Origin of the sequence: Streptomyces sp. NBC_00193 (assembly GCF_026342735.1) — a bacterium.
GTDB classification, from domain to species: Bacteria; Actinomycetota; Actinomycetes; order Streptomycetales; family Streptomycetaceae; genus Streptomyces; species Streptomyces stoeckheimensis.
In genome coordinates this window covers 890209-903839 of the sequence record NZ_JAPEMM010000002.1, presented here as the reverse complement: position 1 = coordinate 903839, position 13631 = coordinate 890209, and the positions used below count along the sequence as shown (strand labels likewise).

Genomic DNA, 13631 nt, shown 5'->3' with positions numbered 1-13631 from the left:
GGGCCTCCTTCCTCCTCGGCAGCGCGCTCCAGCCCCTGTAGCCCCGTCCGCCCCGCCCGCCTATTCCAAAGGAGAGTGCAGTCATGGCCGGCACTGCCACGACGGCACCAGCCGTAGTCACGCTCGACATCGGTGGCATGACCTGCGGTGCCTGCTCAGCCCGTATCGAGAAGAAGCTCAACCGGCTCGACGGTGTGACCGCCGAGGTCAACTTCGCCCTCGAACGCGCCCACGTCAGCTACGACGACCGCCACACGCTGGAGGAGCTCCTCGACACCGTCGAGAAGCTGGGCTACACCGCCGCCCTGCCGCCGTCGCCCCAGGAGGCCCAGGCAGCGGCCGGATCCGGTGAGACCGCCGAAGAGGCGGCCGACCGGGAACTGGCCACCATGCGGCAACGCCTCCTGGTGTGCCTCGCGCTCACCGTGCCGGTCGTCGCCATGGCCATGATCACGCCGCTGCAGTTCGACAACTGGCAGTGGCTGTCGTTCGCCCTGGCCGCCCCGGTGTCCATCTGGGGTGCGTGGCCCTTCCATGCGGTCGCCTGGAAGAACTTCCGCCAGGCCGCCGGGACCATGGACACGCTCGTCTCCATCGGCGTCCTCGCCTCCTTCGGATGGTCGGTGTACGCCCTCTTCTTCGGCTACGCCGGCGTGACCGGCATGCAGATGCCCTTCCTGATGACCCCGACCCCGGGCCAGGGCCTGCACCACATCTACCTCGAAGTCGCCACCTCCCTGACCCTCTTCGTCCTCGCGGGCCGGTATGCGGAGCACCGTGCCAAGCGCCGGGCGGGCAGCGCCGTACGCGCACTGCTCGAACTCGGCGCCAAGGACGTCACCGCCCTGCGCGCGGGCCAGGAGGTCGGCATCCCCATCGGCGAACTCCGCGTCGGGGACCTGTTCGTGGTCCGCCCGGGGGAGAAGATCGCCACCGACGGGGTCGTCGTGGACGGTGCGTCCGCCGTCGACGCGTCGATGCTGACGGGGGAGAGCGTCCCCGTGGAGGTCTCCGAGGGCGACGCCGTCGTCGGGGCCACGGTCAACCTCAGCGGTCGCCTGACCGTCCGCGCCGAACGGGTGGGCGCCGACACGCAGCTCGCCCACATCAGCAAGCTCGTCTCCGAGGCGCAGGCCGGCAAGGCGCCCGTACAGCGACTGGCCGACCGCATCGCCGGGGTCTTCGTCCCGGTGGTCATCGCCGTCGCGGTCGGCGTCGGCGGGTTCTGGGTCGGCAACGGCGGAGACGCGGTGATCGCGCTCACCGCCGCGGTGGCCGTCCTCGTGGTCGCATGTCCGTGCTCCCTCGGCCTCGCCACGCCCACCGCGCTGCTCGTCGGCACGGGCCGCGGCGCGCAACTGGGCATCGTGATCCGCGGACCGCAGATCCTGGAGTCCACCCGCCGCATCGACACCGTGCTGCTCGACAAGACCGGCACGGTCACCACGGGCAAGATGCGGCTCGTCGAAACGGTGTGTGCCCAGGGAACGAGCCGCGAGGAGCTGCTGACCCTCGCCGGAGCCCTGGAACACTCCTCGGAACACCCCATCGCCACCGCCGTCACCACGGCGGCCCGAGAGGTGACCGCGGACCTGCCCCCGGCGACGGACTTCAAGGCCAGCGCCGGGTTCGGAGTCGTGGGCACCATCGCCGACCGCGAGATCATGGTCGGCCGCCCCGGCTGGGTCGGCGAACGGATGTCCGTTCCCGAGGACCTGCGCCGGCGCCTCACCGAGATCGACGGCAGCGGCCACACGCCGGTCGGCGTCGGCTGGGACGGAGAACTCCGCGGGCTGCTCCTCGTCGCGGACGAAGCCAAGCCCACCAGCCGCCGCGCCGTCGACGAGATGCGGAGCCTCGGGCTGAACCCCATCCTCCTCACCGGCGACAGCAAGGGCGCGGCCCGCCGCATCGCGGACGAGATGGGCATCACCGAGGTGGAGGCGGAGGTCCTGCCCCAGGACAAGGCCGCCGTGGTCCGCCGCCTGCAGGAAGCGGGCCGGAACGTGGCCATGGTCGGCGACGGCATCAACGACGCCGCCGCGCTCGCCCAGGCCGACCTCGGCATCGCCATCGGAGGCGGCACGGACGCCGCCATCGAGGCCAGCGACATCACCCTCGTCCGAGGGGACCTGCGCGACGCGGCCGACGCGGTCCGCCTCTCGCGGCGCACGCTCGCGACGATCAAGGGCAACCTGTTCTGGGCGTTCATCTACAACCTCGCCGGCATACCCCTGGCGGCCTCCGGCGTACTGAACCCGATGATCGCGGGCGCCGCCATGGCGCTCTCCAGCATCTTCGTCCTGACCAACAGCCTGAGACTGCGCGGGTTCAAGTCGTCATCACGAGGCGAGAAGACCACGGGCGCGGCCGAACCCCTCCCTCAGGCGCACCGCAGCCCGGCGGCGGTCTCGTGATCGTGAGCTCCATGGGCCTGCCCATGGCGCTCGTCGACGTGGACCAGGCCCTGAACGGCCAGTGGCGCCGGTACGAGGACGCGGTGGACATCGTCCGGGTCCAGGATCCGCCGGTCGACACCTGGCCGGCCCTCCGGGAGGCGGGCTTCCTGCCCAAGCCCCAGGTCGTCATGTGGCGGGCGGAGGCGCTGGATTCGGAGGAGAAGTACCTCGCTGCCCTGTCGGGGAAGGACAGGTACGACATCAGGTCGGCCTACCGCAAGGTGGCCGAGGCCGGCCTGCACGTGAGCACGGAGCCGCTCACGGTCTCCCTGCTCGATGCCTTCATGGACCTCTACGAGCAGCAGGTCTCGGCCATGCGCAACGGCTTGGCGATAGCCCTCCGGCAGCGACCCCAGATCCTGGCGGAGGCCGAGACCTACCGCGTCGTCACCGTCCGCTCCGGCGGCGCCCTGGTGGGCGCCTGCCTGAACCAGGACCTGCCGGCCGACGACGAGATGCGGGCACGCTTCTCGGCCGTGACGGCGGGCGGGCGCGGCGACAGCCTCACCCGGGTCCTGTACGTGGAAACCCTGCGCGAGGCGAGGCTCAGGGGGCGGCGCTGGGCGACCCTCGGCCGCGACATCAACCTCTACGGCCACGTGGTCAAGGCCGGCCTCTTCAGCTTCAAGGCACGCCTCGGATTCGTCGCCGTACCGGGACAGCTGGTCGAGCCGGGAAGCGGATCCCACCAGGCCGACCGGGTGGTCCGCTTCGAGGAACTCGCCGACCCCACACTGCTGTTGTCCTACGCGCCGGCGCCCGGGGAGGCGGCGTCCGTGGCCGCCCCCCTGTGGCTGGACGTGTACACCTCGTCCGAGGAACCGGACGTCCGTCCCTTCCGCGGCCCCGGCCTCGCCGGCACGAGAGTGCACCCCGTCGGCCGCCGCTGAGACCGCGGGCGGGCACGACCCCGAAGTGCCCGGCACGTACGAAGCCCTGGACGGTGCCCGCCGGTGCGAGTCAGTCTGGATCGGGCTCGGCAACGACCGCCCACACCTGGGGCGATGACATGTTCGGGGAGGTACCCCTGCCTCGTCACCGGCGGGCCCGCGCGGCGCTAGCTAACGTGCGGGAAGCCCCAGGAGAGCGCCGAGAGCGACGAGCACGCTCTGGTCGATCCGGTAGTACACCCACGTGCGGCGACGCTGGGACGTCAGCAGTCCGGCCTCGCGGAGCTTCTTCAGGTGGTGGGAGACCGTGGGCTGCGATACGCCGACATCGGCGATGTCGCACACGCATGCCTCGCCGGCAGGATGGGACGCCACGCGCGAGAGCAGCCGCAGGCGGATCGGATCGGACAGCGCCTTGAACAGGTTGGCCAGCCGCTCCGCGTCGAGAGCGGACAACTCCGCTGAAATGAGGGGGGAACAGCAGGGCACGACGCCCTGCTGGGAATCAGCAACCGAAGGAACCGCACTCGGGTTCGACATTCCTCTATTTTTGCATGTATCGAATCACGCCTGCAACGGTGTGGCGGGCTCCGTTGGTGCGGGCTCGGAATCCGAAACCGGATGCGCTCGGGGGTCGGGTCGCGCCATCCTGTGCGTCATGCCGACATATCCGCATCGATTGTTCACGGCGCCTGCTTCTGTCATCAACGCGGACATGGTGCGCAGTTCCTCGAAGGAATCCGCGGTGACGGAGCCAGGCGTCGGCTGTGAGGCGGGAGCAGCCGGTTCCCTGGTCCGGCGCTTCCTTCGCCCCGAGTTCGACATTCGTCTATGTTGACATCCGTCGATGTGCGCGGCAGGGTGGAGGGGATTAGATATCCGTCTAATCAGTGGAGGGGGTGGTACCACTCCCGCCGACAGCGAAGGACAGAGCTCCGATGGCCGACATCGATGCCGCTTCACTCCCCGTCGTCGTCATCGGCGGCGGCCCCGTGGGTCTTGCCGCCGCTGCGCACCTCGTCGGCCGGGGCCTCGAACCGCTGGTTCTGGAGGCCGGGTCCGTGGCCGGTGCGGCCGTCCGTGAATGGGCGCACGTGAAGCTGTTCTCCACCTGGGGCGAGGTCATCGACCCCGCCGCCGAGAAGCTGCTCGCGGCAACGGGGTGGACCCCGCCCGACCGGGAGGGCTACCCGACCGGTGGGGACTGGGCGGAGTCGTACCTGGCGCCCCTCGCATCCGCCCTCGGCAGCCGTGTCCGCCTGAGCACCACCGTCACCGGCGTCTCCCGAGTCGGCCGCGACCGCGTGGTCGACGCCGACCGGAACGAGCAGCCCTTCGCCGTTCACGCCGTGACCGGTGACGGAACGGAGCTCCGGCTGCTCGCCCGTGCCGTCATCGATGCCTCCGGGACCTGGTCCCGGACCGGCCCCGTCGGGGGCAACGGACTGCCGGCCCTCGGCGAGCGCGCCCACGCGTCGCGCATCGTCTACCGGGTGCCCGACTTCCGCGACCCCGCGGTCCGCAGCCGCTACGCGGGCCGGCGTACCGCCGTCGTCGGCAGCGGGGCCTCGGCGTTCACGGCGCTCGTGGCACTCGCAGACCTTGCCGGGAGCGAGCCCGGTACGCACGCGCTGTGGGTCGTGCGCCGCGGCGTCACCTCCACGACGTTCGGAGGCGGCAGCGCCGACCAGCTTCCGGCCCGCGGAGCCCTCGGCGGCGCGGCCAGGGCGGCCGTCGAAGCCGGACACGCCGATGCCGTCACGGGCTTCCGTACCGCTGAAGTGCAGGCCGACGCCGACGGCACCCTGACGCTGGTCTCGGAGGACGGAACCCGGACCGAACCCGTGGACGAGGTCATCGCGCTCACGGGCCTGCGCCCCGACCTCTCCTTCCTCGGTGAACTCCGCCTCGACCTCGACGAGCGCCTCCAGGCGCCCGTGGGCCTCGCCCCGCTGATCGACCCGAACGCCCACTCGTGCGGCACGGTCTACCCGCACGGGGCCAAGGAGTTGAAGCACGGCGAGAAGGACGTGTACCTCGTCGGAATGAAGTCCTACGGCCGCGCCCCCACCTTCCTCGCGATGACCGGGTACGAGCAGGTCCGCTCCATCGCCGCCGCACTCGCGGGCGACCACGAAGCCGCCGAGCGCGTCGAGCTCACCCTTCCCGAGACGGGCGTGTGCGGAGGCTCGGGACTCTTCGACGAGCCCGTCGAGGAAAGCAGTAGCAGTAGTGGTGGTAGTGGCTGCTGCGGCCCCGCGACCGTGACCCTGGAGATCGCCCCGCCGGGCCTGGCGGGCCGCACCGTCGGCAACTGACCCGTGCGACCCGTCGCAGTCTGTCGGAGCAGGCTGCCGCGGCGCCACCCCTGACCCCCGTCGTCTGTCGGCGGGAGGCCGGTACGAGGAAGGGAACACCCCACCATGAGCAGGCAGTTCGACGTCGTCGTGATAGGCGGCGGCCAGTCCGGTCTGGCCGCCGGCTACCACCTGCGCCGGGCAGGGCTCAGCTTCGTCGTCCTCGACGCCGAACCGGCGCCCGGCGGAGCCTGGCGGAGCGCCTGGGATTCCCTGCGTCTCTTCTCCCCGGCGGCCTACTCCTCCCTCCCCGGCCGTCTCATGCCGCCCCAGCCCGGCGAGACCTACCCGGAGGCGGCCCACGTGGTCGAGTACCTCACCGACTACGAGCAGCGCTACGAACTCCCCATCCACCGCCCCGTACGCGTCACCGGAGTGCACCGCGACGGCGAACTCCTGCGTGTGGAGACGGACTCCGGCTCATGGCGGGCCAGGGCGGTCATCAGCGCCACCGGAACCTGGTCCCGCCCCTTCCTGCCGGCGGTGCCCGGCCGCGAGGCCTTCTCCGGCCGGCAGATCCACACGGTGGACTACCGCAGCCCGGAGGAATTCACGGGGCAGCGCGTCATCGTCGTCGGCGGCCGCAACTCGGCCGCCCAGATAGCCGCCGACCTCGCACCCGGCACCCACCTGACGTGGGTCACCCTGCGCGAACCCCGCTACCTCCCCGACGACGTCGACGGCCGCGTCCTCTTCGACGCCGCCACCGCCCGCCGCCGTGCTCTCGAGGCCGGTCTCCCCGACACCGGCGGCGTCTCCGCGCTCGGAGACATCGTCGCCGTACCGCCCGTGCGCGAGGCCCGGGATGCGGGACTGCTGAAGGCCGCGCCGATGTTCCAGCGCGTCACGCCCACCGGAGTCGCCTGGGCCGACGGCATGACCGCCGAGGCCGACGCGATCATCTGGTGCACCGGCTTCCGCCCCGCTCTGGCCCACCTCGAACCCTTGGGCCTGGGCGGCCCCGACGGCCCCGACGGCCCCGTCCCCACCCGGGGCACCGAGGCCGAGGGCGAGCCGCGCCTCCACCTCCTCGGCTACGGAGACTGGACCGGCCCCGCCTCCGCGACCCTCATCGGAGTCGGCCGCCCGGCGCGGGAGGCCGCGAAGGCGATCGCCCGGATGCTGCTGCCGTGACGGGGCGCGACGGCACCCCCGCGAGGTGGCCCGCGCCGGGCGAGGGACACGTGGACCAGGCCGATCAGGACCGTCGGCCCGATCAGCGGGTGATCCGTCCGAGGTGGACGTGGCCGTGCGGGGCGAGGCGGGCGACGAGCCGGCCGTCGCGCTCCTCGGTGGTGGAGGCTCCGCCGAGGAAGAACAGCGGGTCGTCGCCGTCCGGCAGCAGTGCCTCGGGGAAGAGCTCCTGATCCTGGTCGGTGCCGTTGCGCACGGTCAGGACGTGCACCCCGCCGTCGGCGCCGCTCGCGACGTACGCATCGAGGGCGGGGCTGCCGGCATCGACGGCGCGTACGTCCGCGTCGTCGCGGAAGGCGGGGGCGAAGGCGGCTCCGCCGGGAGTGGGGCGGGTGTCGGCGGGGGGTGCGGTCACAGCAGACTCCGGCCGGTCATGGCCGGGCCGCTCGGGCGGCCCAGCAGGTGGAGGACGGTGGGCGCGATGTCGGCGAGGCTGCCGCCCTCGGCGAGGTGGTCTCCGAGGGACTGACCGGGGGCCGGTACGACGACGGCCGGTACGCGGTTGGTCGTGTGACCGCCGTACGGGAGCGGGGCGCCGTCGGGGCCCGGCTTGACCATGCGCTCGGCGTTGCCGTGGTCGCCGACGAGAAGGACCCAGCGGCCTGTTGCCGCGGCGGCCGTCAGGATCCTCTCGACCTCGCGGTCGGTGTGCTCGGCGGCCTTGACGGTGGCGGCGTGGTCGCCGGTATGGCCGACGACGTCGATGTTGGCGAGGTTCGCGATCACCAGGGCCACGTCGTCACGCCGGGCGGCGGCGGTGATGGCCTCGGTGACCCGGGCGAGATTCATCTCGGGCCGGGCGACGTAGTCGGGGGCGGAGTCCGCGGTGATGCGTACGTGGTCCTCGACCTCGCGGACGCGATCGTCGCGACCGTTGACGTAGTAGGTGACGTGCTCGAACTTCTCCTGCTCCGCGATGCGTACGGAGCGCAGGCCGTGGGATTCGAGTACGTCGGCCAGGCCGCCGGAGGCGTCCGCCCGCCCGACCAGGGCGGGGATGGCGGCCTCGGTGTCGTACTGGGTCAGGGACAGGACCTCGACGTCCGCGGCGGCGAGGACCCGGACGAGGTCGTCGGCGAGCTGCTGGATCCGGTCGCTGCGGAAGTTGGCGAACAGGACGGTGTCCCCGTCGCGGACGGCGGCGAGCGGTCCGCCGTCGGCGCCCGTGAGGACGGTGGGGGTGACCCACACGTCCCCGTTCTCGGCTGCGGCCAGTACCTGACCGTAGTCCCGGGCGGTGGCGCCCTTGCCGTAGGCGATGGCTTCGGTGACCTTGGCGGTCAGCTCCAGGTCGCCGCTCTTGTCGAGGCCGTAGCCCCGGCCCGAGACGGTGGCCAGCGCCCCCACGCCGGTCGAGCCGAAGAACTCCTCGACGCGGGTGAGGTAGTGGCCGGCGGTTCGGTCGGCGACGTCCCGGCCGTCGGTGATGGCGTGCACCCACACGCGCTGCACACCGCGGGAGGCCGCGATGCCCAGGAGCGCGTGGAGGTGGTCCACGTGGGAGTGGATCATCCCGTCGGAGACCTGGCCGACCAGGTGGAGGGCGCCGCCGCCGGACGCCAGCCGGTCGAGGGCTTCGGTGAGGCGGGGGTTGCCGCCGAGTTCCCCGCTGTCGATCTGCCGCTGGACCAGGACGCTGTCGTAGTCGAGCGGGCGGCCGGCCCCGATGACCATGTGGCCGATCTCGGAGTTGCCGACGGTGCCGGGCAGCAGGCCGACGTGCTCGCCGGAGGCCTCCACGAAGGTGGAGGGGTGCTCGGCGGCGATGGAGTCGAGGACGGGGGTGCGGGCCTCGGTGAGCGCGTTGCCGGGCCCGGCGGCGGCGTGGCCCCAGCCGTCGAGGACGAGCAGGATCCCGTGGGTGGCCTCGTTGATGTTCATCGCAGGGTGTCCAGGGTGTTCCAGAAGGCCGGGAAGGACTTGGCGACGCAGCCGGGGTCGTTGATGACGACGCCGGGGGTGCGCAGGCCGATGATCGCGAAGGTCATGGCGATGCGGTGGTCGTCGTAGGTGTCGATGACCGCACCGTGCGGGGTGCCGCCGTGGATGGTCATCGCGTCGTCGTACTCGTCGACGGTGATGCCCATCTTGCGGAGCTCCGTGGTGACGGCCGCGATGCGATCGCACTCCTTGACGCGCAGGCTGGCGATGTTGGTGATGTGGGTCTTGCCCCGGGCGAAGGCCGCGACCGCGGCGAGGGAGGGGACGACGTCGGGCATGGCGTCCATGTCGACCTCGATGCCGTGCAGTTCGCCGCCCCGGACGGTGATCGAGCTCTCGGTGATCTCGACGTCGGCGCCCATCCGGCCCAGAACCCCGGCGAGGCCGACATCGCCCTGGTGGGAGGCGGAACCGATGCCCGGGACGGTGACCCGGCCGCCCAGGATCGCGGCGGCGGCGATGAAGTAGGACAGGCCGGATGCGTCGGGCTCGACGACGGCGCGGCCGCCCTTGAAGGACTGGCCGGCCGCGACCTTGAAGGTGCGGTAGCCGTCGCGCTCCACGGTGATGCCGTGTTCGGCGAGGGTGGCCAGCGTCATCTCGACGTACGGCTTGGAGACCAGCTCGTCGACGATCTCGATCTCGGTGTCCTGCTGGGCGAGGACCGAGCTGATCAGGATCGAGGAGGTGTACTGGGAGGAGATGGCGCCCGAGATCTTCGTCTTGCCGCCGACGAAGTTGCCGCCGGTGACCTGGATCGGCGGGGAGCCGTTGCCGCGCACCGCGACGGCCTGGACGCCCAGGCCCGGCAGGGCCGCGAGCAGGTCACCGAAGGGGCGCTCCTGCATGCGGGTGTTGCCGGTGATGGTGGTGACGCCCTCGGCGAGGCCGGCCATCGAGATCAGGAAACGCAGCGGGGTGCCGGCGCCGCCGACGAAGATGTCGGCCTCGGGGGCGACCATCGGCTTGCCGGTGGGGGTGAGGATGAAGCGGTGGTTGTCGTGGTCGAGTTCGACGCTGACGTGTCCGAAGGAGGCGACGGCGTTGGCGAAGAAGATGGTGTCGTCGGAGACGAGGGCGCCGTCGATCACACCAACCTTGCCATCGAGGGCGGCCAGGGCCGCGATGGCGATCTGCCGGTTGGTGTAGCTCTTGGAGCCGAGGACCTTCACCTCGTGGTCGATCGAGTCGATGGTCTCGACGGTGAGCTGCTCGGCCTTCAGACGGGGGTCGTTGATACCGCTCATGGGAGGGGACTCCTGGTGCTGGTGTGTGATCCGGGTCGTGCGCCTACGACGCCCGGGCCGGGCACGTCGTCGGAAAGCTGAGCGGTGGCGGCAATGCGCCCTTGCGCCGAGGCGGGCTGGGAGCCCGTTTCCGGGACTCCCGCTGCCCTGTGATCACCAGTTTGCTGAGCGTTCCGAGGAGGTGGAAGAGATCTTCGCTGGCAGGAAGTGCGAGCGGCAGGCACCTGCCTGGAAGCGGCCTGAACCCGCGGTCATCGGGGCGAGCGCGGGACGCACGTGGGTCCGCGCAGCAGGAGGACGGTGGAGTTGCCGGCCTCGATCCGGTCGGTGTGCTCCCAGCCGTCGGTGAGCAGGGCGATCTCGGCGTCGTCCAGACTGATCCCGCGCAGCTTCTCGGGCTGCCGGTCGGCGTGCGGGGTGATCACGCACAGGATCCCGTCAGGGGCGAGCAGGCCGGCGAGCTCGGCGACGGTCCGGGCGCGGTCGGGCAGGTGCGCCAAGACCCGGCGAAGGGTGATCACCTCGTAGGTCCGGCTGTCGTGGGCGGGGAGCGCGGCGATGTCCCCCGAGGAGGCGTGCCAGTCCTGCGCGGTGGGTGTCGGCTTCATCGGGGAGGTGTTCCCTTTCGTGTCGGTGTTCACGAGCGGCCGGTGGCGGGCTACGGGTGCCCGGTGGGCGGGCCGGGCAGGAGGCGGGTGCGGTCGGGGCCGGCCGGGGCGTGCCGGACGGGGTCGCCGGGGTGCTGGAAGTGCACGGCGGCGGGCAGCCCGGCGCGGTAGGCGTCCAGGCCGGCCCGGCAGTACGCGACCATCGGCTCCGGCAGCCCGTCCAGGGGGTACCAGCCCATGCCGTCGCACCGGTCCGGCTCCCTCACCCGGGGCTGTCCCGACCATCGCCGGACCTCGAAGAACACGCCGATCCGGGAGTTGGCGCCGACGGGAGGGCGGTGGTGGACGGTGACGGCCGCGGTGACGTCCTCCGGGTCGATGAGCACGCCGGTCTCCTCACGGGCTTCTCGGATCACCCCCTCGACCATGGTCTCGCCGGGGTCGAGGTGCCCGGACGGGAGGTGCCACAGCCCCGTCGCGTACACCGGTCCGGCGCGGCGGGACAGCAGCACCTCGGGGCCGTTCTCGGTGTCGCGGCGCAGGATGAGGTGGACGTCGACCGGCACCGTGTGCCGGGCGCCGCCGCTCACCGGGCAACCCCGGGGCGGCGGCCGGTTCCGGGGCGGCCGGATTCGGGGCGGCCGGTTCCAGGACGGCCGGTTCCGATGCGCACCGCGGAGTTCACGCGCGCTCCTCCGTCCTGGTGTCCGCCGCGGGGGCGCGCTGGGCGGGCAGGGTTTCCGCGAACGCGGCCGCCTGGATGAGGTAGGAATCCCTGAAGTCCCCCGTGCCGGTGGCCTCGTCCATGAGCTCCGAGAACGTCCCGGACTCGGCGAGACGGCCGTCCTTCATGACGTGGATGACGTCGGCGTGCCGCACCGAATGCAGCCGGTGGGTGATGAAGATGATCGTCTGGCCGGTCGCGGCGAGCGCGCGGATCTGATCGAAGACCCGCTGCTCGGCGACCGCGTCCAAAGCGCTGGTGGGCTCGTCGACCACCAGGATCCCGGCGCGTTTGTACCAGGCGCGGCTGATGCCCGTCAGCTGCCATTCCCCGCCGGACGCCTCGCGCCCGCCCTTGTATCCCCGGCCCAGGAGCGTGCCGAAGCCCCGGGGCAGTGCCGCGATGAACTTGTCGGCGCCGGAGAAGGCCGCCGCGTCCTGCACCGCCGCGTCCTCGATGGGCACGGTGGGCCGGCCGATGCCGATGTTGACCCGCACGGTGAACGGCCACCGGAAGAAGGACTGCGACATGAGGGCGATGCGGGCGAAGATCTGTCCCCGGTCGGCCTTGGCGGCGTCCACGTCGTCCCACCAGATCGTGCCGCCGCCCTCGTCGGGAAGGTGCAGGCCGGCCAGGAGCTTGACGACGGTGGACTTGCCCGAGCCGTTGGCCCCGACCAAGGCGATGACCTTGCCCATCGGGAAGGACAGGGACACCTCGCGCAGGGTCGGGTCCGGGGTCTCGCCGCCGGAGCCCGGGTAGGTGAACGTGACCTTCTCGAAGCGGACTTCCCGCACCTGCTCGGGCAGGTCCTCCCCGGTCTCCGGGATCGCGCGCGCCTCGGCCTCCGTGCACAGCCGCTCGTAGTCGGCGACGAAGAGCGACTCCTGGTGCAGGTCCGCCATCTGCAGGACCAGGCCGTCGAGGCTGGAGGAGCCGGCGCGGATGGCGAGCACCGCGGTGCCCGCGACCGCCAGGTCCATCCGGCCGCTCCACAGCAGCAGCCCCAGCGCCCCGTACGTGAGGAGGGTCGCGGCCCCGGAAGCACCGTCCGCGATCAGCCCGATCCTGGCGGCGTTGCGGGCCAGGCGGGTCTGCTCGCGCTCGCTCGTCTCGGCCATCTGCCGGAAGTGACCGAGGAGGAAGGGTCCGACCTCGTGGACCCGGACCTCGGCGGCGGCTTCCCGCTGGGTCAGCAACTGTCCCAGCAGGTGCCCGGCCCGCGCGTGCTGCACGAAGGTGTGGAAGCTGATGTAGCGCTGCTTGGAGATCGTCAGCGAACTCCACGCGCTCGGCAGGGTCATCAGGACCAGGAGGGGCAGCAGCGCGACGTGGAGCACCGTGAGCACGCCGGCGGCCGCGATCAGGGAGATCCCGGAGTTCAGCGTGTTGGTGCAGTACCGGATCATCCGGCGGGCGGAGTCGGCCCCGTAGCGGGCCGCGTCCAGCAGCCGGTGGAACTCGTCGTCCTCGATCGCCGCGAGCTCCACCCGGTGCACCAGTCCCAGGTACCGCTCCGTGGCGACCCGCTGGACCTTGGGTTCGAGCTCGCCGGTGGCCGCCGTCGAGGCGGAGCGCAGCAGCGAACCCAGCAACGCCGTGACCGCGACCAGGACGAGCGAGGGGACGGCCTGGGCCAGGCGCTGGTTGGTCGTGCCGCCGGCCAGCACGTGGCCCAGTACGCCGTTGACCGCGACCAGCCCGACCGCCTGGGCCACGCCCCGCCCGACCTCGGCACCGAGCACCACGCGCAGGGCGCGTGCGTCGGCGAGGTGCGCGAGCTTCAATCCGGTGCCGATCATGCGGGGCAAGGCCTTGGCCATGGTCACGAGGCCGAGCTTCAGCCAGGCGCCTTCGTGCCGTTCCCAACCGACGTCGTACGCCAGCTCCCCGCCGAACAGCAGTCGTTCCGACTCCGACACCGCGGAGGACTCCTCGTCCACCGCGGAGGGCTCTTCGCCGGCCTGCCGCCGGTCGGTCATACGGTCCACCCCGCTTCCCGTCGGACGAGGTCGAGGCGTTCGGGACGAGCGGGCGTCATGGGGATACCTCTCGACGGGGGAGCCCGGCTGCCGAAGGACGTGCCTGTGCTGCCGGACGAGGTCAACTGCATTCGCCACACGCTGTGTTGTGTTCACGTGATGGTGCCGGGGTCAACGACCGGGGGCACCGGATCGAACACGCGTGTTTGAGACGAAGCGGATCCCGTAC

General features: G+C 71.8%; 11 protein-coding genes. 4 read left to right on the top strand and 7 right to left on the bottom strand.

Annotated elements, in window-relative coordinates:
- Nucleotides 1–83: 83 nt before the first annotated feature.
- Together OG898_RS32160 and OG898_RS32155 are read left to right on the top strand one after the other, a co-directional pair.
- Nucleotides 84–2417, top strand: a complete 2334-nt coding sequence (locus OG898_RS32160; RefSeq protein WP_250738412.1) for a cation-translocating P-type ATPase — start codon at nt 84–86, stop codon at nt 2415–2417.
- A gap of 11 nt (nt 2418–2428) precedes the next feature.
- Nucleotides 2429–3349: a GNAT family N-acetyltransferase gene (locus OG898_RS32155; RefSeq protein ID WP_250738410.1), complete on the top strand. Its 921-nt coding sequence runs from the start codon at nt 2429–2431 to the stop codon at nt 3347–3349.
- A 171-nt stretch (nt 3350–3520) separates the two neighbouring features.
- Here the strand turns inward: OG898_RS32155 and OG898_RS32150 are convergent, their stop codons facing one another.
- Nucleotides 3521–3889: a helix-turn-helix transcriptional regulator gene (locus OG898_RS32150; RefSeq protein WP_266961728.1), complete on the bottom strand. Its 369-nt coding sequence runs from the start codon at nt 3887–3889 to the stop codon at nt 3521–3523.
- Between the two features lie 398 nt (nt 3890–4287).
- On the opposite strand from OG898_RS32150, the gene OG898_RS32145 reads away from it, so the two are divergent.
- Both OG898_RS32145 and OG898_RS32140 read left to right on the top strand, forming a co-directional pair.
- A complete protein-coding gene (locus OG898_RS32145) occupies nt 4288–5667 on the top strand; it encodes an FAD-dependent oxidoreductase (protein ID WP_250738406.1) in 1380 nt (459 codons plus the stop codon).
- A gap of 105 nt (nt 5668–5772) precedes the next feature.
- Nucleotides 5773–6840, top strand: coding sequence for an ArsO family NAD(P)H-dependent flavin-containing monooxygenase (locus OG898_RS32140; protein WP_266961726.1), 1068 nt, complete (start codon nt 5773–5775; stop codon nt 6838–6840).
- Between the two features lie 82 nt (nt 6841–6922).
- Here OG898_RS32140 and OG898_RS32135 read toward each other — a convergent pair whose 3' ends face one another.
- From OG898_RS32135 to OG898_RS32110, 6 genes are all read right to left on the bottom strand, one after another.
- Nucleotides 6923–7255, bottom strand: coding sequence for a hypothetical protein (locus OG898_RS32135; RefSeq protein ID WP_250738402.1), 333 nt, complete (start codon nt 7253–7255; stop codon nt 6923–6925).
- Nucleotides 7252–8781, bottom strand: coding sequence for a 2,3-bisphosphoglycerate-independent phosphoglycerate mutase (gene gpmI, locus OG898_RS32130; protein ID WP_266961723.1), 1530 nt, complete (start codon nt 8779–8781; stop codon nt 7252–7254). The genes OG898_RS32135 and gpmI overlap by 4 nt, the downstream gene beginning before the upstream one ends.
- A complete protein-coding gene (gene aroA, locus OG898_RS32125) occupies nt 8778–10088 on the bottom strand; it encodes a 3-phosphoshikimate 1-carboxyvinyltransferase (protein ID WP_266961721.1) in 1311 nt (436 codons plus the stop codon). The genes gpmI and aroA overlap by 4 nt, the downstream gene beginning before the upstream one ends.
- A gap of 251 nt (nt 10089–10339) precedes the next feature.
- Entirely contained in the window at nt 10340–10696 is a 357-nt protein-coding gene (locus OG898_RS32120; protein WP_266961719.1) for a methyltransferase domain-containing protein, read from the bottom strand.
- A 50-nt stretch (nt 10697–10746) separates the two neighbouring features.
- The gene (locus OG898_RS32115) at nt 10747–11286 is read right to left on the bottom strand and encodes an NUDIX domain-containing protein (RefSeq protein WP_266961717.1); all 540 of its coding nucleotides are present in this window, start codon (nt 11284–11286) and stop codon (nt 10747–10749) included.
- A 91-nt stretch (nt 11287–11377) separates the two neighbouring features.
- Nucleotides 11378–13402 carry an ABC transporter ATP-binding protein gene (locus OG898_RS32110; RefSeq protein ID WP_250738392.1) on the bottom strand — a complete coding sequence of 675 codons (2025 nt, stop codon included), beginning with the start codon at nt 13400–13402 and terminating at the stop codon, nt 11378–11380.
- Between the last annotated feature and the right edge of the window lie 229 nt (nt 13403–13631).

Excerpts from the sequence above, each read along its gene's own strand:
- OG898_RS32155 (WP_250738410.1), top strand. The coding sequence starts at position 2,429 with ATGGGCCTGCCCATGGCGCTCGTCGACGTGGACCAGGCCCTGAACGGC.
- OG898_RS32110 (WP_250738392.1), bottom strand. The coding sequence starts at position 13,402 with ATGACCGACCGGCGGCAGGCCGGCGAAGAGCCCTCCGCGGTGGACGAG.
- gpmI (WP_266961723.1), bottom strand. The coding sequence starts at position 8,781 with ATGAACATCAACGAGGCCACCCACGGGATCCTGCTCGTCCTCGACGGC.
- OG898_RS32150 (WP_266961728.1), bottom strand. The coding sequence starts at position 3,889 with ATGTCGAACCCGAGTGCGGTTCCTTCGGTTGCTGATTCCCAGCAGGGC.
- OG898_RS32140 (WP_266961726.1), top strand. The coding sequence starts at position 5,773 with ATGAGCAGGCAGTTCGACGTCGTCGTGATAGGCGGCGGCCAGTCCGGT.
- OG898_RS32120 (WP_266961719.1), bottom strand. The coding sequence starts at position 10,696 with ATGAAGCCGACACCCACCGCGCAGGACTGGCACGCCTCCTCGGGGGAC.
- OG898_RS32160 (WP_250738412.1), top strand. The coding sequence starts at position 84 with ATGGCCGGCACTGCCACGACGGCACCAGCCGTAGTCACGCTCGACATC.
- OG898_RS32145 (WP_250738406.1), top strand. The coding sequence starts at position 4,288 with ATGGCCGACATCGATGCCGCTTCACTCCCCGTCGTCGTCATCGGCGGC.
- aroA (WP_266961721.1), bottom strand. The coding sequence starts at position 10,088 with ATGAGCGGTATCAACGACCCCCGTCTGAAGGCCGAGCAGCTCACCGTC.